This is a genomic window from Marinifilum sp. RC60d5 (assembly GCF_052400665.1).
Taxonomy (GTDB): Bacteria; Bacteroidota; Bacteroidia; order Bacteroidales; family Marinifilaceae; genus JBQTGK01.
Window position 1 is genome coordinate 14,843 of sequence record NZ_JBQTGK010000014.1, and the last position, 25,470, is coordinate 40,312.

Annotated in this window: 17 protein-coding genes and 3 tRNA genes; 15 read left to right on the forward strand and 5 right to left on the reverse strand. The window is 33.8% G+C overall.

From position 1 onward, the window contains the following. Positions 1–88: 88 nt before the first annotated feature. The 5 genes from ACT3CE_RS17410 to ACT3CE_RS17430 form a co-directional block, all read right to left on the reverse strand. Positions 89–2,266 carry a S46 family peptidase gene (locus ACT3CE_RS17410; protein ID WP_444711047.1) on the reverse strand — a complete coding sequence of 726 codons (2,178 nt, stop codon included), beginning with the start codon at positions 2,264–2,266 and terminating at the stop codon, positions 89–91. A 256-nt stretch (positions 2,267–2,522) separates the two neighbouring features. Then, on the reverse strand, positions 2,523–3,128 hold the full coding sequence (locus tag ACT3CE_RS17415; protein WP_444711048.1) for a ribonuclease HII: 606 nt from the start codon (positions 3,126–3,128) through the stop codon (positions 2,523–2,525). A gap of 83 nt (positions 3,129–3,211) precedes the next feature. Beyond that, positions 3,212–4,288 (reverse strand): hypothetical protein, encoded by a 1,077-nt coding sequence (locus tag ACT3CE_RS17420; RefSeq protein ID WP_444711049.1) that lies wholly within the window; start codon positions 4,286–4,288, stop codon positions 3,212–3,214. A gap of 35 nt (positions 4,289–4,323) precedes the next feature. Next, entirely contained in the window at positions 4,324–5,004 is a 681-nt protein-coding gene (locus tag ACT3CE_RS17425) for a DUF4956 domain-containing protein (RefSeq protein WP_444711050.1), read from the reverse strand. A gap of 14 nt (positions 5,005–5,018) precedes the next feature. Further along, positions 5,019–6,167, reverse strand: a complete 1,149-nt coding sequence (locus ACT3CE_RS17430; protein ID WP_444711051.1) for a metallophosphoesterase — start codon at positions 6,165–6,167, stop codon at positions 5,019–5,021. A 127-nt stretch (positions 6,168–6,294) separates the two neighbouring features. On the opposite strand from ACT3CE_RS17430, the gene ACT3CE_RS17435 reads away from it, so the two are divergent. From ACT3CE_RS17435 to sov, 15 genes are all read left to right on the forward strand, one after another. Next, positions 6,295–6,744, forward strand: coding sequence for a DUF4268 domain-containing protein (locus ACT3CE_RS17435; RefSeq protein ID WP_444711052.1), 450 nt, complete (start codon positions 6,295–6,297; stop codon positions 6,742–6,744). Between the two features lie 164 nt (positions 6,745–6,908). After that, positions 6,909–6,981, forward strand: a tRNA-Met gene (locus tag ACT3CE_RS17440). Positions 6,982–7,063: 82 nt separating this feature from the next. Beyond that, positions 7,064–7,136: transfer RNA gene (locus ACT3CE_RS17445), tRNA-Met, on the forward strand. A gap of 80 nt (positions 7,137–7,216) precedes the next feature. After that, a tRNA-Met gene (locus tag ACT3CE_RS17450) sits at positions 7,217–7,289 on the forward strand. 115 nt (positions 7,290–7,404) lie between these two features. Next, positions 7,405–8,277, forward strand: coding sequence for a M23 family metallopeptidase (locus ACT3CE_RS17455; RefSeq protein WP_444711053.1), 873 nt, complete (start codon positions 7,405–7,407; stop codon positions 8,275–8,277). Positions 8,278–8,297: 20 nt separating this feature from the next. Then, a complete protein-coding gene (locus ACT3CE_RS17460; protein WP_444711054.1) occupies positions 8,298–9,446 on the forward strand; it encodes a 1-deoxy-D-xylulose-5-phosphate reductoisomerase in 1,149 nt (382 codons plus the stop codon). Positions 9,447–9,524: 78 nt separating this feature from the next. Continuing rightward, positions 9,525–10,880 (forward strand): RIP metalloprotease RseP, encoded by a 1,356-nt coding sequence (gene rseP / locus ACT3CE_RS17465; protein WP_444711055.1) that lies wholly within the window; start codon positions 9,525–9,527, stop codon positions 10,878–10,880. Between the two features lie 49 nt (positions 10,881–10,929). Beyond that, complete coding sequence (tatA, locus tag ACT3CE_RS17470; RefSeq protein WP_444711056.1) at positions 10,930–11,124, forward strand: twin-arginine translocase TatA/TatE family subunit; 195 nt, start codon at positions 10,930–10,932, stop codon at positions 11,122–11,124. A 167-nt stretch (positions 11,125–11,291) separates the two neighbouring features. After that, on the forward strand, positions 11,292–12,740 hold the full coding sequence (locus ACT3CE_RS17475) for a transglycosylase SLT domain-containing protein (RefSeq protein ID WP_444711057.1): 1,449 nt from the start codon (positions 11,292–11,294) through the stop codon (positions 12,738–12,740). Positions 12,741–12,765: 25 nt separating this feature from the next. Further along, positions 12,766–13,761, forward strand: coding sequence for a DUF4837 family protein (locus ACT3CE_RS17480; RefSeq protein ID WP_444711058.1), 996 nt, complete (start codon positions 12,766–12,768; stop codon positions 13,759–13,761). A gap of 3 nt (positions 13,762–13,764) precedes the next feature. Beyond that, a complete protein-coding gene (locus ACT3CE_RS17485; RefSeq protein WP_444711059.1) occupies positions 13,765–14,145 on the forward strand; it encodes a hypothetical protein in 381 nt (126 codons plus the stop codon). 158 nt (positions 14,146–14,303) lie between these two features. Continuing rightward, positions 14,304–15,743 (forward strand): leucyl aminopeptidase family protein, encoded by a 1,440-nt coding sequence (locus tag ACT3CE_RS17490; RefSeq protein WP_444711060.1) that lies wholly within the window; start codon positions 14,304–14,306, stop codon positions 15,741–15,743. Between the two features lie 180 nt (positions 15,744–15,923). Next, positions 15,924–16,982, forward strand: coding sequence for a 4-hydroxythreonine-4-phosphate dehydrogenase PdxA (gene pdxA / locus ACT3CE_RS17495; RefSeq protein ID WP_444711061.1), 1,059 nt, complete (start codon positions 15,924–15,926; stop codon positions 16,980–16,982). 140 nt (positions 16,983–17,122) lie between these two features. Beyond that, on the forward strand, positions 17,123–17,704 hold the full coding sequence (gene ruvA, locus ACT3CE_RS17500) for a Holliday junction branch migration protein RuvA (protein WP_444711062.1): 582 nt from the start codon (positions 17,123–17,125) through the stop codon (positions 17,702–17,704). Positions 17,705–17,804: 100 nt separating this feature from the next. Then, a complete protein-coding gene (sov, locus tag ACT3CE_RS17505; protein ID WP_444711063.1) occupies positions 17,805–25,280 on the forward strand; it encodes a T9SS outer membrane translocon Sov/SprA in 7,476 nt (2,491 codons plus the stop codon). The last annotated feature ends 190 nt before the right edge of the window (positions 25,281–25,470 follow it).

Consider the following 25,470-nt stretch of genomic DNA (forward strand, 5'->3'; position numbering starts at 1 on the left):
ATTTATTTTCCATTACTTCATTTAGTGATATAGAAAAAGGATGTCCGAAAAATTCGAACATCCTTTGATATTATTTTGTGAGTTTTAATTACTTCACAATTGTCATTTCGTCAATTAGGTTTTGAGCACCTGCAAACTTATCGATAATGAAAAGAGTGTAACGAACATCAAGATTGATACATCTTTGAAGATTTTCTTCAAAATCGATATCACCCGACATTGCTTCAGAATTACCGTCGAATGCTGTACCAATTAACTCACCATTACCATTAATAACAGGAGAACCAGAGTTACCTCCTGTAATATCGCTATTGGTTAAGAAACATGCAGGTAAGTATCCATTTTTATCGGCATATCTGCCAAAATCTTTTTTCTTGTACAATTCCTTTAATTTTGCAGGAACAACAAATTCAGGATTGGTTGGATCTTCTTTCTCCATTACTCCTTTAAGAGTTGTATAGTGGTAGTAGTAAACACCATCTTTTGGTTGATATCCACCTACAGTACCATAGGTTAAGCGAAGGGTTGAGTTTGCATCAGGAGCAAGGTTTTTCTTTTTGTTTATTTGTAATAAACCATCTTCGAATAAACGCATTCCTTTTTGTAAGTTTTCGTTACCTGCACTCATTTTGCTATAAATAGCACCATAAGCTTTTCCAATAGAAAGACCCGCTTTAAATAATAGATCGTTTTCTAATACCGATAATTCAGGAGCTTCAATAAATTTGTTAAAACTATCTTCACTGGCAAATACAGAGGTGGAATAAACTTTATCAGCAAATTTAGCAAAGTCGTTTTCATACTCTTCAGCAATTGTTTTAAAAATAGTTGGACGCTCTTCCAAAGCAATATTATCGGCATACATTTTAAATAAACCAGCCATCAATTTTTTATCGGTTGGCATATTATAATCCTTATAGAATCGCTTTGCTGAAGCTTTTAATTTTTCAATTGCTTTTTCAATTGCTTCCGGATCTTGTTTTTCGGCAGATAATAATTTCTTTAAACCATTAGCTCTGCCTGCAAACATAGGAGCTTCGGCACCTTGCCCAAGTGCTTCTCCAAGGTATGAACTTGCAAATTTTGCATCTTTTCTATCTGCAAAAGCTTTTTCAATCATATTTAAAGCTTCGCCATATTTAGCTGCACGTTTTGGTTTTGCATTTGCCCATTCAAGAAAATCTTTTTCAATTTTCTTTTTGTTGGCCATTGTATTAAGCTTTCTTAGGGCTTTGTTTTGTTCGTTTGAATATTTCCAGTAATTCGCACTACCTGCATGTTTCGATGCATATTGAATACGAACCTTAGGATCTTTAAGCATATCTTTTTTCATGATATCCAACTTTAAAGTACGAATGTCGTAACGATTTTGGTTGGTTATTTTCATGGTCTCTTCAAGTCCAAAAGATGTAAGGTAACGATTGGTTGTTCCTGGAAACCCCATAATCATAGCAAAATCTTTTTCCTGAACACCTTTAATAGAAATTGGTAGGTGATGTTTAGGCTTTAAAGGAATATTTTCTGCAGAATAAGCAGCTGGTTTTCCATCAGGAGCGGTATAGATTCTAAACATCGAAAAATCGGCAGTATGACGAGGCCACATCCAGTTGTCAGTATCGCCACCGAATTTTCCCATCGATTGAGGAGGAGCACCAACTAAACGTACATCTTTAAAAATTTCATAAACGAAAAGGAAGTATTGATTTCCTTCGAACATACTTTTAATATTTGCTTTGTAGTGAGTTCCTTCAACAGCTTCTTCTTCAAGTTTAACTGCAGCTTCTTCAATCGCTTTGTAGCGTTCTTCTTCTGTCATGTTATCTTTAACATTAGCCAAAACTTTCTTGCTAACATCTTTCATGCTAACCAAAATTGAAGCAGTAATACCCGGATTGGTTAGTTCTTCTTTTTTATCGTAAGCCCAAAAACCATCAGAAAGATAATCGTGCTCGGTGGTAGAGTGAGATTGAATTGAATTAAAACCACAGTGGTGATTTGTTAGAAATAATCCCTGATCAGAGATAATTTCTCCGGTACAAAAGTGACGGAATGGTCTTCCTTCACTACCTAATCCAACAATTGCGTCTTTTAAACTAGAATTGTTGATATCGTAAATATCTTCAGGGGATAATTTTAACCCCATTTCCTGCATTTCTGCAGCATTTTTCTTTAATAGAGATAAAAGCCACATTCCTTCGTCAGCTTTTACATTCGAAAAGCTAAGCAAAAGGCTTAATCCCAATACTAATGATGCTAATTTTCTCATTTGTGTAGTTTAATTTTTAATAAGTTCTCCATGCTTATCAATTCTTAAGTTTGGAGCGTATTTATTATTTGTAAGTATTCTGTTGAAAAGCAAAGTTAATATTATTCTTTTTGAATTGCAGATGTATAAATGTTTATATTATTGTAATGATTTAATTATCAGTCAATATTCTTTTTGTTCTATTATAAATTTTAGATAAACACCATAATTTTCTCGTTTAAAATGTATTTATAATTAACTGTTAATGATGATTTTGTTAAAACTTTAACTCCATTTGATCGGGAAGTAGACCAAAACTCTTGCGATGATAGGGTGTGATTCCGTGTTCGCGAATAGCCAGTCGATGTTTTTTTGTTGGATACCCTTTGTTGTTATTCCAATCGAACTTGGGATATTTTTTGTGGATGGAAAGCATAAAATCATCACGATAGGTTTTGGCTAAAACAGATGCCGCAGCAATGGATAAGAATTTTCCATCTCCTTTTATTATGCACGAATGATCAATTCCGTTGTAAGCATTAAATCTATTGCCATCGATAAGCAGATGTTCTGGTTTTATTTTTAGCTGATCAATAGCTCGGTGCATTGCTAAAAACGATGCATTTAAAATATTAATTTGATCAATTTCCTTATGATCAACTATTCCAACGGCCCATGCTATTGCTTCTTTTTCAATTGTTTCACGAAGTAAATATCTTTTTTTCTCCGATAGTTTTTTTGAATCGTTTAGTATATCGTTGGAGAAATTATTCGGAAGAATTACTGCTGCTGCAAATACCGGACCTGCTAAACATCCTCTTCCTGCTTCGTCACATCCAGCTTCGATTCTACCTTTTTGTAAATATGGTGCTAAATTACTCATAACATAAAAAATTTAGGCAAATATAACAGATTTGAAAGGTAGAGGGACAAATTATTTTGTGAAATATGACGCTTTAATTTATTTTATTTCTTGTATTTTATTGTTCTCGATTGGTCGATAAACTCAGCTTTAATTTTCTTAGGATTATCAATAATTTCATAGAATTTATCGAAGTAATTCAGGACTCTTTCTTTCTCCTTGTCACTTAAATATTCGCACTCGATATATAGATTGTAAAGAGACTCCTTTTTCATACGAAATTCGCGAAAAATATATTCAAAATCTTTTGCAGTTCTTTTGTAACCGCGGTACAACCTATCGTGAATCGATTTGATATTTAATTTTTTATTGGGAATAGCATAGGGAGCATTAACAAGGCTTGCCCAATCGAAATCGTAGGGTACCGGAACGGGTCGCGAATTAGGCGTTTTTGCAATTAGTTTTATATTGTGAAGAGTAGGAACACCCCAATCGGTATTTCCAACCATATATTGAAAAATTGCAAGCTTAGTTACTTTTCCTATAAGAGTGTGGTTTTGGTGAATTTTTTTATCGTAACGGGCAATTTTACCATTACGTTCAGCCATTTTTTCAAAATCTTCAATAAAAAAAGCATATTTTGAGAGTGAAGCCATTTGATTTTTACTGTCTTTGTATGTGATTTTAGCCAAACGTACATTAAAACTTTCTGGGGTAAATAGATTGTATGCTTTATAAATTAGATATTCCTGAATTAGCATTTGTTCGTACCGGCGGTTTCGATTTTGACAATGGGTTACTATTTTTAGCTTTTTCTGATCATGAAAAAGAGAGTAACTAGCCTGAGATTTATTAAATTTAATTTTCATGGGTGGAAAAGGACAGATTGATCTGTCTTTTCGAAAATTTCCTCGTGTTTTCATACATACAGACATAGAAACAATTGAATCGCCCAGATGATATGATAATCGTGCTTTGTGATATTTACTTTTATTTCCAGTATCTTTTATTAAGGTTTTAAGATCTGTAGTTATGGAAAGTTCAATTAAAGTATCCGATTCGAATAAATTAGGAATACGAAAAATAGTATCATTTTCGCTGTAGACTTTCTCGCAAGGGAATGCACTAAAAGCAGAGAGTAAAATGAATGTAAAAGAGAAAATTATGGTTTTTATTATCATTATAAGGTCAATTACATATTAATATAAGAAGAAAACTATTCTATACCTTTATCGCTCAATTCTGCATCGGTAAGTATTTTAATATCAGGATTTTCTTTGTAAAATATTGTTAGTCGGATATTGTTTTTTGCTAAATCTATTTGCCCAATTTTAAAACGATTTACCTCCATTCCGGTTCGTGCTTTAACATCTTCAACAAGTAAACGGTGCTTGTCGGGATGAATAAGATCCATTCTATCATAAATAATAGTTCTTCTGGCCAAGTGTCGCTTCATCCAAACTCTTTCCATAATCCAGGTTGTAATCATAAATGCTGAGTTGGTAAGTAAAACTTCACCCAGACTTACGTCGTTGCGAGCAAGTGCATTAATTACCGAAATAGTAATTACTAAAAATAAATAAGTCATTTCACGAATTGGAATGGTATCGGTCCGGTAGCGAATAATACCAAAAATTGCAAAAAGTCCAAGAGCAAATCCTAACTGTAAATCAATGCTACCCAAAAGAAAGCAAAGGAAGAAAACAGTAGTGCTTATCATGATATATGTAAACACATAAGTTTTTTTACCTGTGGCTTTAAAATAAACGTAATTAATCACAAATACGGTTACAAGTAGGTTTAATCCAAACCGTAGCACCAACTCAAGTATATTATTAGCATTCATAATTGTTGTTGATATTTCGGAGGTATTTATCAGATTAGTAAGTAGTTCCATTCTTTTTTTCAGTTTTAACGTAATCGTTCCTTTTCTTTATGTGCAAATATCCGATAATATTTTTGATTCTCAATTAATAAGGCCTGATCGATATAATTCGGATCACCTATGGGTACATCCATTGCAATAAGTTTAAACGAATAAAATGGGTAAACTCTAGCAACAGGAGTGTGGCCAAAAATAATAACAATAGAATCGTAAAACTCCAGAGTTTTTATTACATCGGCTAAGGAAATACGGTCGTAACTTGGGGTTCTCGATAAATATCCCCTATACCATATCGGACTATATGAATATAAAAATAAATCGACTAAACTGGTATCTTTAAGTTGGGTATAATTGTTTAAATGATATCTCATTTTCATATTAACCATGTCAATTTTTAATTTTTTTTCTAAAAATTGGGGTGAAATACCAGCATGAACAAATAATTGATCGCCTATACGAATTAATGTGTTTTTTGATCTTAACCAATTGCCAAGTACCGAGTGTCTGTTAAAGAAATTAGAATAATGAGAATGCAAATAATTTGCTGCATGTTTGTATTTGTCAGCTACATATCTGTCATCAAACAAAAGTGCCATCATTTCATGATTTCCTATTATATAATGAACATTGCCACCAGCTTTTTTTGCCTGAATTTCTAACTGAAAAATAAGCCATAAACATTCTGTTACCTGATCGCCTCTATCAAAAACATCTCCTGTAAAAACAAGGTTTCCATCTCCATAAATCCAGCGATTGTTTTTGTCAATAACATCGTTGTTTCTTAATATTTCGATAAGAGATTTAAATTGACCATGTATATCGCCCAGTACAATAATTTTATTTGCAGGATTATTAATACCTGTTTGCGGCCTTATTTTTTTAGGGATTATGTAAGTTAAAGTATCTTCTTCTACAAACCCTTTAAAAACTAAGGTGTCGTTTTTGTATCGAAACGATTTTGAGATTTTTTGGGTTGTATTGTTTAAACTATCATGTTTTATATAAAAAATAGTAGCCCTACTGTTTGATATTTGTCTGATGTGAGGTCCCTCAACATAAGAAGAAACAGTTAATGTATCTTGTTTTGCGTTTAAATTCTGAGCATGGGTTTGACTGTTTACAATGGGTAAACACATAAAACATGTAAGAAATAGATAAACAAAATTAAGATTCATTAATTAGCCTGTTTTTATTTAGAGTAGTTAAAGATAGAATTATTTTTATCTCATTATAGCATAAAATTACGGAGGAATGAAAATACATGACTAAGAACACTTATTTTTGTTTCCAAATAAATAAAAGATGTATACAAAAGAAGAAAAAAGAGAAATTCGAATTCAATTTTGGGATGGGTTTAAAAGATATTCAAAAAAAAGAGGTCGAAAAATGACTTCCTGGGTGTTAAAAGGAACGCAGATAAAAGAAGCTCAATTAAAGTTCGATTTGGGTGAAAATGGTGCTTTTGTTATGCTTCAAATTGATAGTAAATTCGAATCTAAACGTAATTTAGTTTTTAAAAGCTTTGAGAAATATAAGCCTGTAATAATGGAAACCTGTGGAGATAATTTAATTTGGGAACAAGATTATCATATCAAAGGTTTTAAGGATGTTAGTCTTATTTATTTTCATTTGAAAGAGGCATCGGTTTTTAATAAAGAGGAATGGGAAAAATATTATGAGTTTCTATTTGAAGGAATGACAAAATTAGAGGCTGCATTTTTAGATGTAAAAGAAGTTGTGCAAAGTATTTAGAAAAAAATAAAAACAGGTAGGGTGTTGATTTTCAAATATTAGAATATCTACACCAAGTAAGTGGCAAGTATTTTATTAAAAATTTATGGCGAAAGTTTTGTTTTCGAATAAAAGGCTTTTACCTTTGCAACCGCAAAAAGAAAGATATAAGTCTTAAGATATATTGCGGGGTGGAGCAGTTGGTAGCTCGTTGGGCTCATAACCCAAAGGTCATCGGTTCGAGTCCGGTCCCCGCTACTAAGAATTAAGCTTTAATTTATTAGAGTTTATTATTTTGCCAAAGGGCAATTTGTTAAGACATTTTATTATAAAGATATATTGCGGGGTGGAGCAGTTGGTAGCTCGTTGGGCTCATAACCCAAAGGTCATCGGTTCGAGTCCGGTCCCCGCTACTAAGAATTAAACTTTATTTAGTAGGGTTTATTTATTGTCAGGTGGCAATTTGTTAAGACATATCATTATAAAAATATATTGCGGGGTGGAGCAGTTGGTAGCTCGTTGGGCTCATAACCCAAAGGTCATCGGTTCGAGTCCGGTCCCCGCTACTATCGATAAAGGCTTTGGTTTATTCCAAAGCCTTTTTTTATTCCCCTATTTAAAAGCCTCCTTAATTAAGCTATTTCTGTTACCTTTGCGTAAATATTTTTAGATTCTTTCACTATGAGTCAATTAAAAGAAAAAACGCCCTTATTAGAAAAATTAAAGAATAAATACCGCTTAACCATTTCCAACGAAGCAACTTTCGATGAGGTTTTATCTATTCGTTTGTCTCGTTTAAATGTGTTTACAGTTACGGGTATATTTTCTATTCTGTTAATAGCTTTGGTGACTTTGCTAATTTCATTTACTCCATTAAAAGAATATATTCCGGGTTATCCCGATGGAGAAATGAGAAGGAATATAGAGCAAAATTCTGTTTTAGTCGACTCTTTAATTATAGAGCTTAATAAAAGAGATCAGTTTTTTCAGGGAATAAGAAATGTAGTTTCAGGTAATGATTTTGATAATGTTTCTCAAAATGCCAATGATACCATTGTTGATCCAAAATATAAAAATCTGGCATTTACAAAATCAGCATCCGACTCCTTGTTCAGAAAAGAGCATGAAGAGGATGAAAAATATAATTTAACATTAGAAGATGCGCCTAAGTCAAAAGGTTTGTCGAACATACATTTTTTTGCTCCTATAAAAGGAATGGTGTCAAATCATTTCGATAGTAAGTCGGAGCATTATGGGACTGATATTGTCGGTGGTGTAAACGAGAGAATTTCCTCCATTCTGGAGGGAACAGTTATTTTTTCGGAGTGGACTTTAAATACTGGATATGTTATTCAAATACAACATGCAAATGATTTATTATCGGTTTATAAACACAATTCAGAGTTGTTGAAAAAGGCAGGTGAACGTGTTAAAGCCGGCGAAGCTATTGCTTTACTGGGAAATTCAGGAGAGTTTACTTCTGGTCCGCATTTACATTTTGAATTGTGGCACAATGGCAGGCCTTTAAATCCTGAAGATTATATCAAATTTTAAAATTAAAACTCTAGACATTAATGAGTAAACATATTGCTATTCTGGGATCGACAGGTTCCATTGGAACTCAAACATTAGAAGTGGTTGATGCGAATCCGGAAGAATTTACAGTAGATGTTTTAACTGCGAATAATAATGTAGAATTATTAATTGAACAGGCTAAGAAATTTAAACCAGATGTAGTGGTGGTAGCCTGCGAGGATAAATATTCCCAATTATCAGAAGCTTTAAAAGATGAACCAATAAAGGTTTATGCAGGTAAGGATGCCATTGCACAGGTAGTGCAAATGGGAGCAATTGATGTGGTGGTAACTGCCATGGTTGGATATTCGGGTTTGCTGCCAACAATAAATGCAATTAAAGCCAGAAAAAACATTGCTTTAGCAAATAAAGAGACTCTGGTGGTTGCAGGAGAAATTATTCAAAAGTTGGCATTGAAATATGGTGTAAGTATTTATCCTGTAGATTCGGAACATTCTGCAATTTTTCAGTGTTTAATGGGAGAATTTGATAATCCTATCGAGAAAATTTACCTCACCGCCTCTGGAGGACCATTTAGAGGTAAGGATAAAAAGTTTTTAGAATCGGTAACATCGAAACAGGCACTTAAGCATCCCAATTGGGATATGGGAGCAAAAATTACCATCGATTCTGCAAGTATGATGAATAAAGGTTTTGAGGCAATTGAAGCAAAGTGGTTATTCGATTTACGTGCCGATCAAATTGATGTTGTCGTACATCATCAATCTATTGTTCATTCTTTGGTTCAGTTTCAGGATGGGTCGATGAAAGCACAAATGGGCTTACCCGATATGAAATTACCAATTCAGTTTGCTTTAACTTTTCCTAAAAGATTAAAAACTGATTTTCCTCGTTTTAATTTTATGGATTATCCGGAGCTAAGCTTTTCTGCTGCCGATTCAGATAATTTCAGAAATCTGGCTCTTGCCTACGAAGCAATGAATAAAGGTGGAAACTTACCATGTATTATTAATGCAGCCAACGAAGTTGTTGTGGATGCATTCTTAAAAGACAGAGTAGGATTTTTGCAGATGAGCGATATTATTGAAAATTGTATGCACAAAGCTAATTTTATTAAAAATCCAACTTACGATGATTATGTGCTAACGGATACCGAAGCTCGGAAATTAGCTCAATCTATGTTATAAAAAATAGTTATCTTAGGCAGCTTTGAAATCTTCTGGATTTTAGAATAGATTCGGATAAAATAATTTAATCAAATTTGAATGGAAGTATTAGTTAAAATAGGACAATTTTTATTGAGTTTGTCTATTCTGGTGGTCCTACATGAGTTAGGTCATTTTACATTTGCCAAACTTTTTAAAACCAGAGTTGAGAAATTTTATATGTTCTTTAATCCGGGATTTTCGCTTTTTAAGTTTAAAAAAGGCGAAACAGAATATGGAATTGGTTGGATTCCATTGGGAGGATATGTGAAAATATCAGGTATGATTGACGAATCGATGGATAAGGAACAAATGGCATTGCCTCCTAAACCATACGAATTTAGAGCAAAACCAGCTTGGCAGCGTTTGTTAATTATGATTGGTGGAGTTTTGGTTAATTTTATATTGGCATTTGTAATTTATATTGCCGTATTGTTTGCTTGGGGCGAACAATATTTACCAGCCCAAAATGCAAAGTATGGTGTAGTTTGCGATTCTCTCTCTAAAAGTATTGGTTTGCAGGATGGCGATATTATTGTCGCTTTAGACAATAAGAAGCTTGATAAATTTAATCAGATTGTACCAAATATAATTCTTGATCGTCCATCTACCATGCAAGTGATTCGTAATGGTAGCCAAACAAATATTCAAATACCTTCCTCCTTTGTGCCAGCTTTACTGGAGCGAAGCAGTAAGAAGTTTTCGGTAGATCCATCCATACAATTGCGAAGACCATTTCATCCATATAAAATAGCTAAGGTGGAGAAAGAGTCGCCAGCAAAAGTGGTAGGGTTGCAAAAAAACGACGAGATTACTAAAATAGATGATGTAGATTTTGAATTCTTTAATGAGTTTCAGGATTACATGAAAACAAAGGCCGGTAAAGAAGTTAATGTATCCGTTCTAAGAGATGGTAAAGAATTATCCTTAAAAATGATTCTTACTAAAGAAGGATATATGGGGGTTAGAGGTGGATCTGATATTAATCACTTCAAATACGAAACCGTTAAATATAGTTTTGCCCAGGCTATTCCTGCTGGTATTAATAAAGGAATTAGTAAATTAACCGATTATCTTAAGCAGTTTGGTCTTATTTTCGATAAAGAGGTAAAAGGATATAAATCAATTGGAGGATTTGGAACCATTGGTAGTATTTTCCCTCCAGTATGGGATTGGCATGCTTTCTGGAATCTTACAGCCTTTTTGTCTATTATTTTGGCAATAATGAATATTTTACCCATTCCAGCTTTGGATGGTGGCCATGTATTGTTTCTGTTTTATGAAATTATTACCGGAAGAAAACCTGGAGATAAATTTATGGAATATGCTCAGGTTACAGGAATGGTACTCTTATTTGGATTATTGATTTTTGCGAATGCAAATGATGTAGTAAAATGGATATCTGGCTGGAAATAAATAATTAAAAAATATTAACTTAGCGATATAATAAATAAAACTAAAAAGTATGTACCTTTTTGTATTAGCAGGGATTCCTGGTGTTTGGCAAGTTGTTATAATTATTTTTGCAATCATCTTGTTATTTGGTGGTAAAAAAATTCCGGAACTAATGAAAGGATTGGGGCAGGGAATGAAAGAGTTTAAGAAAGCTACTGGAGACGATGAGGATGAAAAAAAAGAAAATGACTCCATAGGAAAATAGATAGAAGCAGGTATCATTACCTGCTTTTTTTAATGCTTGAAATAGATAAATGAGTCCTACAACTAAAAAATTAGTTTAAAAAATTAAGATTCATTTGGATGCTACATGTAATTTAATTATTTTCAATTCGAATTTCGATTAGTCGAAACATTTAACCACTCAATTGCATGAAGAATTATTTACTTCTATTTCTTTTTTGTTTTGTAGGAAGTGCTCAGCTTGCTGCTCAATCATCTTTTCGTATCCTGCAAAAAGATAAGCCTGAAAATCTACTTGAAATTAATCAGCGCTTACAATATTTTAGTCATGAAATACTAAAAGAGGAATTGCCCGAAAATAAAATTCTGGATGCTAATTATATCCCTGTTTTTTCCGATGATGTTTATCGGGAAAGAATGAAAATGCTTGATGATCAAACTCCTATAGGTCTTGATTTTAAACCTGTTGTTCGCAGACATATAGAGGCTTATGCAGTGCGTCATCGTGAGAAAACCGGACACATTATAGAACGATCTGATTTGTACTTTCCATTGTTCGAAGAGTACTTGGATAAATACAATTTGCCTCTCGAATTAAAATACCTTTCGGTTATTGAATCGGCCTTGGATCCTAAGGCAAAATCTCGTTCAGGTGCATTAGGCTTATGGCAGTTTATGTATAACTCCTGTAAAATGTTCGATTTAAAGGTAACTTCTTATGTTGATGAAAGAATGGATCCCGAAAAGTCAACAGAGGCAGCCTGTAAATACCTTCAATATCTATACAGAATTTTTGGAGACTGGCAGTTGGCAATCGCTGCTTATAATGGTGGTCCGGGAGTCGTGCGAGATGCTATTCAGCGTTCGGGGGGGAAGACAGATTTTTGGGAGATTTCACCATATCTGCCATTACAAACAAGAAATTACGTTCCGGCATTTATAGCGGCCAATTATATTATGAATTATAATCGGGAACACAACATTATATCTGGTCATTTTAAGTATCCATATTATAGTATTTCACCTGTAAATATTAAAAAATCAATTTCGTTTAAAAATGTCGCAATAGCTATAAATATACCTATTGAGGATTTGCGTAAATTAAATCCTATTTATAAACGTGATGTTATCCCGGCAAGTGAGTTGCCAGCGAAATTGGTCCTTCCGGCAAATAAAATAGGTTCTTTTATCGATACTGAAGAGAAGATTTATGCCATGACAAACGAACCTAAAAAATACCTCGAACTTCAATCGGAACTTTCCTCTACCAAAGGAAAATATTGCATTGTTCATGTGGTTAAATCGGGAGAGTATTTTCATAAAATAGCCATGAAATATTCTTGTACTACCCACAATATTATGGCTTGGAATAATCTGAAAAATCAGGAAATTTATGTCGGTCAAAGGTTAAAGGTTTGGGTTCGTCCTTCCGACGAGATTGCTCAAAAGCCAGATAGAGAACCTTTATTGAAGAAAAGTAAATTCTTGCTTTACGAAGTTCAGGAAGGGGATAGTTTGCAATCAATAGCCAATCGTTTCGAAGTCGAATCTGTAACCGATTTGGTAGACATAAATAGCATTAATCAATCTGCATCAGTAGAGCCTGGCACAATCCTAAAAATTGTTCAGTACGAATAGTTCAAACATCAATAAACACCCAGATATGAAAAAAATAATACATATAGCATTTGTTTGTATGCTGATTTTAACGGCTACAGTATCCTGTAAAAAAACCACTAAAGGTTTGCGCCCTGTTGTTACAGGAAAATCAGGAGAACTTTTGATTTTAATTAACGATGCCCTTTGGGATGGAGCTGTGGGAGATACTCTAAGAAGTATTATTAATGATTCTCAGGCAGGTTTGCCTCAAAACGAACCATTATTGGATATTCTTCATGTTTCTCATAACGGGTTTAGTAGCATGTTTAAAACACATCGAAGTATTCTTGACTTGCGTGTTTCGAATAAAATAAAAGAGAATAATCTTGCGGTTAAGGATGAGCTGTATGCCAGAACACAGTCGTTCATGAAAATTGAAGCTAATAATAATAAAGAAATGGTAAATTTCTTGTTCGAAAACAGGAATAAAATTTTGGCTTATTTTATTATTGGAGAGCGAAATAGAAAAATTAAAACCATAAAGAAAAATGTGGTTCAGGAGCTCTTCGAAAAAGTAAAAGAAAAATATAATTTTACGCTTTCCTTTCCAGGTGGTTATACCATTAATAAAGACGAGAAAGATTTTTTATGGGTAAGTAATGAAACTCCTTCATCAAGTCAGGGAATGTTTATTTATTCATTCGATTATTCATCTGAGGATATGTTTGCTAAGGAAGAAGTAATAAAAAGAAGAAATAATCTGCTACGAAAATATGTTCCAGGGCCAACTCCAAATAGTTATATGAGTACCGAAAGTAATTTTCCAATTACTTATCGTCAGTTTAAATTCGATGGAAATTATGCTTGTGAGGCAAGAGGTTTATGGAAAGTTGAGAATGATTTTATGGGAGGTCCTTTTCTAAGTATCACCTATTTGGACGAAAAAACCAATAAAATTGTATGTTTGGATTCTTACGTTTATTACCCAAATAATAAAAAACGTGAAATGTTGCGAGAGTTAGAGGCAATAATGTATTCATTTGAAAACTTGAACAAATAGCTTATGCAATTGCCCGATTATAAAAATCTTAGTATAGAACCTTATCGTAACAAAGAGAAGATTATTAGACAGGTTGCGGCGCAAATAGAAAAAGATTTTGCCCAATTTGGCTTAGAGGTTCAATTCTCGGGCGATATTAATAATGCTTATCAGGAGCTTTATTTGCAGTTAAAAGAACACTTACGTGATTTACTCGATAGAGATTATCATCGTTTGGTTCTCCTTTTATATCAAATAGATTTAAGCGAGAAACAAATAATGACTACAGAGCTAAAATATCCTGATATGCCTAAAGAGAAACTGTTGGCAGATTTGGTTATTCTTAGAGAACTTAAAAAAGTATTAATCAGGAATTATTTTAAAGAAAATCCTGATAAATTATAAAAAAGAATAAACCGTAGCATACTGCTGCGGTTTTCTTTTTGTGCCAAATTGAAAGGATAGAATTCTTTTTTAGTATTTTTACTATGCTCTTAAATTTTAAGGATTAATTCTATATAAGAAAGCTTTTTATAAGTTTCTTATCTTAAAAATATAAACCAATGAAATTAGAACTCATAAATTTTGATATATCAGTAGAATCTGATAACGTACTTTATTTATCAACTACCGAAAATTTTAAAGCCTTACCTCTTTCAAAGCCCGAGATTCAGTACCTTACTAAACAAGTAGATGATAATGATGCTATTGTAGAGATTAATCAATATCACCGCAAGGTATTTGTGTATGTGTCGAATTGTAAAGAGCATACCTATAAAGAATCTGAGAAAATGCGAAAGCTTGGATATAGTCTTCATGCTAAGCTTCAGGAAAGTAAAATTTCAGAACTTATTGTTGTTGATCAAATCCAATTAAAAGACACCATTTTGCCTTTAATTGAAGGGCTTTCACTTAGTAATTATCAGTTTATAAAATACTTGAAAGATACTAGCAAGGTGAAGCATTATCTTACAAAAGTTCAAATTCAGACCAAGATTATGAGTCAGGAAGATTTGGATGAATTAAATGCTGTTTGTAATGGTGTTAAATATGCTCGCGAGCTGGTTAATGAGCCATTAAGCTATCTTACAGCAAAAAAATTAAGCCAGGAGATCCAGAAAATGGGAAAGGAATCGGGCTTTAATGTCGATGTGTTGGAAATGAATAAAATTCAAAGTCTGAAAATGGGTGGCTTGCTTGCTGTAAATAAGGGAAGTATCGATGATCCTACATTTTCTATTTTGGAATGGAAACCTGAAAATGCAACTAATAAAGCGCCAATTGTACTGGTAGGCAAAGGCATTGTTTACGATACGGGAGGTTTAAGTTTAAAGCCAACCAAAGATAGCATGGATCTTATGAAATCGGATATGGGAGGAGCAGCTTCTGTTGCCGGAGCTTTGTATGCCGTTGCAAAAGCAAAATTGCCAGTACATGTAATTGGTTTAATTCCAGCAACCGATAACCGTCCGAGTGGAAATGCCTATGCTCCCGGCGATATTATTACAATGCACAATGGCTTAACAGTAGAGGTGCTAAATACCGATGCTGAAGGACGCTTGATATTAGCAGATGCTTTAAGTTATGCAAAAAAATACAAACCAGAATTTGTAATCGATTTGGCAACTCTTACCGGAGCGGCCGCTGTGGCTATTGGAAAATATGGATTGGTAGCAATGGGTAATCAGGAAAGCTCAGATAATATGGCAAGTCTTAAGAAAGCTGGCGATAATGTTTACGAACGTGTTGTTGAGTTTCCTTTTTGGGATGAATACGATGAGTTGATTAAATCGGATATTGCTGATCTTAAAAATATGGGTGGCCGTGATGGTGGCGCAATTACTGCTGGAAAATTTCTGGAACATTTTACCGATTATCCATGGGTACACATCGATATTGCCGGACCGGCCTTTTTAGGAGCTTGCGATAACTACCGAGGTAAAGGTGGAACAGGAACAGGTGTTCGTTTACTATTCAATTTTATTAAAAATTATCAATCATAAGGAATAATTAAAAACATGCCTGTGATTAGATGATTCTTTCTATTTTTGTATTCGTAGACATTGTTTTTTTTCGGATAACAATATCTTGCAACAGAGTATTACTTTTAATAATTATTACTCTACATCTAAGGCTTACAGAGTTAATTACAAACTCGTGGCAAATTAAAGAAAGATTTAATCATGAAAAATACTAAGATAAAAGTTGGAATAACGCATGGTGATATTAATGGAATTGGTTATGAGGTGATTATAAAATCCCTGATAGACAATCGTATTTTTGATATTTGTACGCCAATAATTTATGGATCGCCAAAGGTTGCAGCTTATCATCGTAAAGCTCTGAATATTGATAATTTTAGTTTAAACAATATTAAAGAGGCAAAAGAAGCGCATCCTAAAAGAGCCAATATCATTAATTGTGTTGATGAGAATATAAAAGTAGAATTGGGAAAATCGAGCCGTAGTGCTGGAAATTCTGCTTTTCAGGCTTTGGAAGCTGCCGTTGCCGATTTAAAAAAAGGTGCTATTGATGTTTTGGTGACCGCACCGATTAATAAAAAAAATATTCAGTCGAAAGACTTCGAATTTCCGGGACATACCGAATATTTAGAAAGTAAACTGGAATCGGGAAAATCATTAATGCTTCTCTTAAGCGATAAACTTCGTGTTGGTGTTGTTGCAGGTCATGTACCTATTGTTGATGTTCCTAAAAAGATTACCAAAGAGGCAATTGTTGAAAAACTAACTATTTTAAATACATCTCTTTTAAAAGATTTTGGTATACAAAGACCAAAAATTGCAGTGCTTAGTTTAAATCCGCACGCAGGAGACGATGGACTAATAGGAATGGAAGAGAAAGAAATTATTAATCCGGCATTAGACGAAGCCAGAAAAAATAGCATTATGGCTTTGGGACCATTTCCTGCTGATGGCTTTTTTGGATCTGATGATTATAAAAAGTTTGATGCTATTCTTGCAATGTATCACGATCAGGGATTAGCCCCTTTTAAAGCTTTGGCTTTTGATTCGGGAGTTAACTTTACAGCTGGATTATCGGGTATAAGAACTTCGCCGGCTCATGGAACAGCTTATGCTATTGCAGGTACTAATGTAGCTTCCGAAACTTCTTTTCGTGAAGCAATGTATTTGGCAATAGATATTCACAACAATAGAGCTCTCTACGAGGAGGCAAATAAGAATCCGATGAAGCCTGTTGAGAATGTGAAAAATTTCCAATAAACAATTAACAGTAATATAAGAAGAGCGGTTAAATGTAAATCGCTCTTCTTTTTTTGTTAAAAGCCCGATTTTCATTATTAAAATTGCATAAATTTGCATAATTTACATTCCTAAAATTTGATATCTACAATTCATAATTTATGTTTGAGTATATAAAAGGAGATCTTGCTGATCTAAATCCTACATCTGCAGTAATCGATAACAATGGAATTGGTTATTATCTTAATATTTCGTTGAATACCTATTCTAAATTATCAGGATATAAGAGCGCTCAATTGTTTATTCATCAGGTAATACGAGATGACGCCCATCTTTTATTTGGATTTATAGATGTGAAAGAGAGAGAGATTTTTCGCCTTTTAATTTCTGTATCAGGAGTAGGTGCTAATACAGCACGCATGATGCTGTCTTCGTTAAGTCCATCAGAAATTCAAACTGCAATTTTATCCAATAATGTAAAAACCTTACAGGGAGTAAAAGGAATTGGTGCTAAAACAGCGCAGCGAATTATAATTGAATTAAAAGATAAGCTGGCAAAAGATTCTGATATATCTGAAATTTCGCTTCAACAAGACAATACAAGCAAGGATGAAGCGTTATCAGCATTAGTAATGTTAGGTTTTGCCAAAAATTCAGTAACAAAAGTTGTCGATAAATTATATAAGGCAAATCCTGAATCAAGTGTTGAGGAATTAATAAAACTTGCGTTGAAACAATTGTAAAGAATCATCGTATTTGCTTTACTAACCTAAGGTAATCTAGCTATAATTGAAAAAACTGATTAAATATATACTGGCCCTCTGTTTTGTATTACTGTGTAGCGTGTTAAAGAGCAACTATTCAGCAAATGCAGGTAATTTTTCTAATGAGATTTTTTATAAAAATTATCAGCAAACAGATACTTTAAACAGCACAGGAAGTAAATCTCAAAAAATTGTAAATCCTCGTTCTCCTTTTTTTAGAGATAATCCAAATGCAAAAAATGATTCCTTAAGATATCCTTTTGATGATGAGAATGATAATCTTGAATATGATTCTCAACAAAAATCACCTTTGTATTTAAAAGATCCTAAGAATATTCAGACTTCTATTCATTACGATCCGGAAAGTGGGAATTATATTTTAGTGAAAACAGTGGGAGGTTTGGATTATCGCAGGCCAATTTCTATGACTGCAGAGGAATATGAAAAGTATGTGGCAGAAACCTCACTTAGAGATTACTGGCTGGAAAGAAGCCGAAACGATGGAGCTTCTTCCAATAATGAATTGGTTCCGGAAATGAAATTTGGCGGCCAGTTTGTAGATAAAATATTTGGTAGTAATAGCATTAAAATAAAGCCTCAAGGGTCGGCAGAACTTACATTTGGTATAAATACAACCGAAGTAGATAACCCAACTTTACCAGAGAATTTAAGAAAAACAACCAGTTTCGATTTCGATGAGAAAATTCAGATGAATGTTACCGGTACGGTAGGAGAGAAACTGAAAATGGATGTCAACTATAATACCGAAGCAACATTTGATTTTGAAAATCAGATGCGTCTGGAGTATACTGGTGATGAAGATGAAATTGTTAAGAAAGTGGAAGCTGGTAATGTTTCAATGCCAATTTCGAATACATTAATTACAGGAGGGCAAAATTTATTTGGTGTAAAAACACAAATGCAGTTTGGTAAATTATCTGTTACCTCGGTTTTTTCGCAACAAAAGGGCGAAACTTCGGTTATAGAATTAGAAAACGGTGCTGAAGAAAATGAATTCGAGATTTCTGTAGATCAGTATGAGGCAAATCGTCACTTTTTCCTTTCTAAGTATTTTTACGATCATTATGATGAGGCTTTAGAAAACTTACCAGTAATTAATTCAGCAATTGCAATTAATAAAGTTGAGGTTTGGATCACGAATAAAACCTCAAATTTTCAGGATTCAAGAAATTTAGTGGCTTTTGTTGATTTGGCAGAAGATGCCCCAAATATTTACAATACTTCATTGTTTTCGCAAACAGGATCGGGAAATCTTCCTAGTAACGACTTGAATAATGTTTACCAGCAAATGACCACTTCTTATTCTGGAATCAGGGATATTAATCAGGTAACAGGAACTTTATCGGGTTTGGCTCCAGGCTTTGCCAGTGGAACCGATTACGAAAAAGTTGAAAATGCTCGTAAACTTTCCGAGTCGGAATATACCATTAACGAAAAATTAGGTTATATATCCTTAAATCAGGCTTTGAATGCCGATGAGGTTTTGGCAGTATCTTACGAATATACCTATCGCGGACAGGTGTTTAGAGTTGGTGAATTTACTTCCGACGGAGTAAGCGCGCCGCAAACACTAATCATGAAACTTTTAAAAGGAACCAATCTAAGTCCAAAGATGCCTACTTGGAAGTTAATGATGAAGAATATTTATAATATTGGAGCTTATCAGGTTAACTCAGAAGATTTTGTGTTAAATATTCTTTATCAGAACGATCAGGCAGGAACCAATGTTAATTATTTGCCCGAAGGAAATATTAAAAATGAGATCTTACTAAAAGTTTTAAATCTCGATGGTTTAAATTCTCAGTTAGATGTTGGAGCCGATGGAATGTTTGATTTTATAGAAGGAGTTACTATATATAGTAGTAATGGTAGAATTATATTTCCCGAAATTGAACCATTCGGTTCCTATTTAAAAGGAAAAATTGGAAATAATGCCATTGCCGATAAATATGTGTTTGAAGAGCTTTACACAGAAACACAAAACGAGGCACAGCAAATGGCTGAGAAGAATAAGTATTCGCTAAAGGGTACATATAAATCATCAACCAGTTCAGAGATTTCTTTAAATGCCCTTAATGTTGAACCTGGTTCTGTTACGGTAAAGGCGGGAGGTATTGAACTGACCGAAAATATCGATTATACAGTTGACTATACCTTGGGTAGAGTTAAAATTATTAATCAGAGTTTATTGGAGTCCAGTACAGCAATTACAATTGAATCGGAGAATAATTCACTCTTTAATATTCAAACTAAGACTTTACTTGGGCTTCAGATGGATTATGAGATAAACGATGATTTTAACTTGGGTGCTACAGTAATGCATCTTTCGGAGCAGCCATTAACACAAAAAGTAAATATTGGCGACGAACCAATCGCAAATACAATTTGGGGATTAAATGGTAGCTATCAAACCGAGTCTATGTTTTTAACCCGAATGATTGATAAGCTTCCTTTTATAGAAACTAAAGAACCTTCTAAAATTTCGGTCGAAGGAGAATTTGCTCAATTATCTCCAGGGCACAATAATGCAATTGGTAGTTCGGGAACAGCTTATATAGACGATTTTGAGGGAACTCAAACTTCTATCGATATGAAGAGTTTAAGTTCCTGGGTTTTGGCAAGTACGCCTCAAAATAATGAGGCTCAGTTTCCCGAAGGAGATTTAAATAATGATTTATCTTACGGTTTTAACCGTGCAAAATTAGCCTGGTATGTAATTGATCCATTGTTTTTGAGAGACAATTCGTCTACTCCAGCTCATATAAAATCCGATAACGATCAGCAATCGAATCACTTTGTACGTGAAATTTATGAAGAGGAAATATGGCCAAACAAGGAGAGAGCTTCAGGTGTTCCGACCAATATATCGGTTTTAAACCTTGCTTATTATCCCGAAGAAAAAGGTCCTTATAATTATGATGTTGACGGAGAACCAGGTATTTCGGAAGGAATGAATCCAGATGGAACATTGAAAGATCCCGAAAGTCGTTGGGGTGGTATCATGCGTAGAATTGAAACCAACGATTTTGAAGCTGCCAATATTGCGTATATCGAATTTTGGATGATGGATCCTTTTGTTTACGACCAAACCCATAAAGGTGGTGATCTTTATTTTAACCTGGGTAATGTTTCAGAGGATGTGCTTAGAGATTCGCGAAAATCTTTTGAAAATGGTTTGCCTACCGATCAAGATGTTACTTTGGTTGATAGTACGGTTTGGGGACGTGTTCCTTTAGTACAATCGTTGGTAAATGCTTTTGATAATAACTCAAATTCCCGTAAATATCAGGATGTTGGTTTAGATGGATTAGCAAGTGAAGACGAACTTAGCTATTTTAATGATTATGTGCAGGCTATTAGTCTGTCTCCAGATTTAGGCCCTGCTTCAAAGGCTTATCAAAATGCTCTTAGTGACCCATCTAGTGACGATTATCATTACTTTAGAGGAAGCGATTATGATGCCGATGAGCTGGGAATTTTAGAAAGATATAAAAGATATAACGGACCAGAAGGTAATTCGCCAACTTCAGATTTATCTACAGAAAGTTATCCTACTTCTGCTACCACTTTACCCGATGTTGAAGATATAAATTATGACAATACATTAAGCGAGAGCGAGGCTTATTACCAATATCGGGTTCATTTGGAGCCAAGTGAAATGGAAGTGGGAAAGAACTTTATTACCGATAAAATAACGAGTAATGTTGATTTGGCAAATGGAACCGAGGGTTCTGTAAATTGGTATCAGTTTAAGATTCCGGTTAATGAATATGAAGGTGAGTTCGGTAATATTAGTGATTTTACGTCCATTCGTTTCATGAGAATGTTCCTAAAGGATTTTGATGAGGACGTAATTATGCGTTTTGCAACTCTTGATTTGGTTCGCGATGATTGGAGAAAGTACGAACAGGCAATTAACGACGATGAAAATGATGTTATTGTTTCTGATGCTGGTTTTGATATTCAGGCCATAAATATTGAGGAAAATGCATCTAAAGAACCTGTTAATTATGTACTACCTCCGGGAATCGACAGAGTTGTAGATCCTAGTAATCCACAGCTTATTCAACTAAACGAGCAAGCCATTTTGTTAAAAGTTACCGATTTGGAAAATGGAAAAGGGAAAGGTGCTTACAAAACATTAAGCATGGATGTTAGAAAGTATGGTAAACTTAAAATGGATGTGCATGCCGAAGAAATTGATGCTTATCCATTAAATGACAATGAGCTTACTGCTTTTATTCGTTTGGGATCGGATTATCAGGATAACTATTACGAATATGAAATACCATTAAAGTTAACTCCTGGCGGTGTATACGATGGTGATAGCGATGAGGATCGGTTGATAGTATGGCCCGATGAGAATAGGTTCGATTTTGAACTAAAATTGTTTCAAAGCATTAAGCAATTAAGAAATGATGCCATGAGATCGGTAGGTTCTACAATTGACTATACTACAGTTTATGATTTAACGGTTCCTGAACTTTCGAGCGGTTCTGACCCAATAAAAGCAGATCATCGAGTTAGAATTAAGGGTAATCCTAGTTTGGCCAATGTTAAAACCATAATGATTGGAGTGAAGAATCCAACTGATGACATAAGTGGAATGGATGACGAATTGCCAAAATCGGTAGAGGTGTGGATGAATGAATTGCGTTTAACTGATTTCGATGAAGATGGTGGCTGGGCAGCAAATCTTAGGGTAACAACTAAATTGGCAGATTTAGGTACTGTAACTTGGGCAGGAAGTAAAATAACTTCGGGTTTTGGTGGTATCGAAGATGGTGTGAATGAGCGTTACGATGACAATATATTTCAATACGATTTATCGGCTAGTTTAGAGTTAGGTAAGTTTTTCCCAGAAAAATCAGGCGTAAAAATTCCATTGTATTATGCAATTTCCGAGGAAACCATAAGTCCGGAATACAATCCTTTAGATCCTGATATTCCCCTGGATGTGGCTTTGGATAATGCAGATACTAAAGCTGAAAGAGATTCTATTAAGCACATTTCGCAAGAATATACCAAGCGGAAGAGTTTTAATCTTACCAATGTAAGAATCGAGAAAAAAGAAGGTAAATCAAAATTACTTGATGTATCGAATGTTTCTTTAACTTATTCGTATAATGAAACTTATGGCAGAGATGTAAATACGGTTCGCGATTTAGAGAAAAATTATCGTGGAGTAATAAGTTACAACTATACGAATCGCCCTAAAATGGTACAGCCATTTAAAAAAGTTAAAGCTTTACAAAAACCTGTGTTTAGATTATTAAAGGATTTTAATTTTTATTATTTGCCAACACAGCTCTCTTTTAGATCTGATTTGCAGCGTTATTATCATGAAATTGAAAATAGAAATATCGAAGAACCTGGACTTAAAATTGATCCTTCTTACGACAAGGACTTTATCTGGTATAGGTATTACGATTTAAAGTATAATTTGACAAAAGGATTGAAATTTGATTTTTCGGCAACAAATACTTCTCGTATCGATGAGCCTGATGGAATTGTTGATAAAGATAGAAACCGTGATGCTTATGATGTTTGGAAAGATTCTATCTGGAATAATTTAATGGATGGAGGTAGAAATATTCAGTATCACCATAATTTTAATCTTACCTATACGGTGCCAATAAATAAAATTCCACTGTTTAACTGGACTTCGCTTAATGCGCGTTATGCTGGTTCTTACGACTGGAATGCCGGAGCAATTACTGCCGATAGTATCGAGTTGGGAAATACCATTCGAAACTCGAATAATATTCAGTTAAATGGACAGTTAAAAATGGTGAGTTTATACAATAAAATAGGCTTCCTGAAAAAAATTAATCGAAAATACGATTCGAATCGAAAATACAAAACAAAGACAAAAGCATATAAAAAAGTTAATTACGAAGGAAAGGTTGAGAAATTAAAAGCTGGTGTTCCTGTATCCATATATCACAAATTATTAACTCAGGATATTGTAGTTAAAGTTTACGATAAACAAGGTAAAGAGGTAAAAGTAAAAGTAAAACCTGTAACCGGAAATCGTGCTAAAATTACAGCTTCGCGCAGTGTAGAGGATGTTCGGGTTCGAGTAACGGGTAAAGTATCCGAGAAAGATGGAATACTTACTGTAATTGGTGAAAAATTTCTGAGAACCTTAATGAGCGTACGAAATATCAGTATTAACTATTCCGAAATTAATTCGAGTACATTATCGGGTTATTTGCCTGAAACAAATTATTTTGGGGGAGAAACATTTAATGGTTCAAAAGCACCTGGATTTACATTTTTAAGAGGGGGACAAGATAAAGAGTTTGCAAGAAGAGCAGCGGATAATGGATGGATTACAACCGACCAGACATTAAATGAGCCTTATGTGATGACTCATACTCAAAACCTGTCGGTGCGTAGTACCATTGAACCTGTTAAAGGTTTAAAAATTGATTTAACAGCAAATAGAAACTATTCCCGAAACAGAAGTGAGTACTATGTATATGATACTGATAATGCTAGTTTTTCAAATGAGAATTTGGTGAAATCGGGTAACTTTAGTATGAGTTTTATGAGTTTAAAATCAGCTTTCTTTACCATTGGAAATACGGGAGATTATTCTTCTGAGTACTTCGATAATTTCCTTGAAAATAGAAAAGTTGAATCGCTGCGATTGGCTCAGAACAGATATGGTGCTTCTTATGAAAACTATGCACTACTTGATGATGATGGGGAGGAGACAGGATTTTATGAAGGATATGGTACAACTTCGCAAGATGTATTGATACCTGCATTTTTAAAAGCCTATGGTAGTGGCGGAAGTGGTTATAACAAACTATTTCCTGGAATTGATAAAATGATGCCTAACTGGAGGGTTACCTTCGAGGGATTATCAAAACTTCCTTTCATAAAACGATACTTTAAATCGATTAATTTAAGTCATGCATATACCTCAACTTACGATGTAGGATCTTACAATACCAATTTAACTTATGAAGCTGATATGGATGGATTTAGTATGATTAGAGACATGTCGGATAATTTTCTACCGCTTTACGAGGCAAATTCAATATCTATTAACGAACAATTTAATCCGTTAGTTAATGTTGATATGATTTGGAAGAACAATTTTTCAACTAGTTTTGAAATTAAACGTACCCGAAATCTTATTCTAAGTTTGTCGAATACCCAATTAACCGAAGTTGCCTCTAACGAAGTTATATTCGGATTGGGTTATCGTTTCGATAATTTTGGTATGATTATAGGTTCCGGATCGAAACAAAAGAAATATAATTCAGATTTAAATTTACGTGGAGATTTGTCAATTCGTAAGAACAGTACAATAATTCGTAAAATTGTTGATGAAGTAGATCAGCTAACATCCGGACAAAAAGTTGTTACTCTTAAATTAAGTGCCGATTACGTATTAAGTAACCGTTTTAATTTAAGATTGTATTATGATCGTATTGTGAATACACCTTATGTATCGCTTTCGTATCCTACTACAACTACCGAGTTTGGTGCTAGTATAAGATTTACACTGGCAAACTAAGTTTGTGTATTTGTGATTTAGTAATTCTATTTATAATGAGTCTATTAAGTTATTAAAGATTGTAATTTAGAGCTTTAATAGAATTTATAACGTAAGCTTTGCAAAATCGTAAATTAAGGATTTAAATCATATTTCATTATTGAAAAAAAACTGTAAATTTGGAGCTATTAACAAAATCTTTTAAAACAAC

Excerpts from the sequence above, each read along its gene's own strand:
- ACT3CE_RS17410 (WP_444711047.1), bottom strand. The coding sequence starts at position 2,266 with ATGAGAAAATTAGCATCATTAGTATTGGGATTAAGCCTTTTGCTTAGC.
- ACT3CE_RS17415 (WP_444711048.1), bottom strand. The coding sequence starts at position 3,128 with ATGAGTAATTTAGCACCATATTTACAAAAAGGTAGAATCGAAGCTGGA.
- ACT3CE_RS17420 (WP_444711049.1), bottom strand. The coding sequence starts at position 4,288 with ATGATAATAAAAACCATAATTTTCTCTTTTACATTCATTTTACTCTCT.
- ACT3CE_RS17425 (WP_444711050.1), bottom strand. The coding sequence starts at position 5,004 with ATGGAACTACTTACTAATCTGATAAATACCTCCGAAATATCAACAACA.
- ACT3CE_RS17430 (WP_444711051.1), bottom strand. The coding sequence starts at position 6,167 with ATGAATCTTAATTTTGTTTATCTATTTCTTACATGTTTTATGTGTTTA.
- ACT3CE_RS17435 (WP_444711052.1), top strand. The coding sequence starts at position 6,295 with ATGTATACAAAAGAAGAAAAAAGAGAAATTCGAATTCAATTTTGGGAT.
- ACT3CE_RS17455 (WP_444711053.1), top strand. The coding sequence starts at position 7,405 with ATGAGTCAATTAAAAGAAAAAACGCCCTTATTAGAAAAATTAAAGAAT.
- ACT3CE_RS17460 (WP_444711054.1), top strand. The coding sequence starts at position 8,298 with ATGAGTAAACATATTGCTATTCTGGGATCGACAGGTTCCATTGGAACT.
- rseP (WP_444711055.1), top strand. The coding sequence starts at position 9,525 with ATGGAAGTATTAGTTAAAATAGGACAATTTTTATTGAGTTTGTCTATT.
- tatA (WP_444711056.1), top strand. The coding sequence starts at position 10,930 with ATGTACCTTTTTGTATTAGCAGGGATTCCTGGTGTTTGGCAAGTTGTT.
- ACT3CE_RS17475 (WP_444711057.1), top strand. The coding sequence starts at position 11,292 with ATGAAGAATTATTTACTTCTATTTCTTTTTTGTTTTGTAGGAAGTGCT.
- ACT3CE_RS17480 (WP_444711058.1), top strand. The coding sequence starts at position 12,766 with ATGAAAAAAATAATACATATAGCATTTGTTTGTATGCTGATTTTAACG.
- ACT3CE_RS17485 (WP_444711059.1), top strand. The coding sequence starts at position 13,765 with ATGCAATTGCCCGATTATAAAAATCTTAGTATAGAACCTTATCGTAAC.
- ACT3CE_RS17490 (WP_444711060.1), top strand. The coding sequence starts at position 14,304 with ATGAAATTAGAACTCATAAATTTTGATATATCAGTAGAATCTGATAAC.
- pdxA (WP_444711061.1), top strand. The coding sequence starts at position 15,924 with ATGAAAAATACTAAGATAAAAGTTGGAATAACGCATGGTGATATTAAT.
- ruvA (WP_444711062.1), top strand. The coding sequence starts at position 17,123 with ATGTTTGAGTATATAAAAGGAGATCTTGCTGATCTAAATCCTACATCT.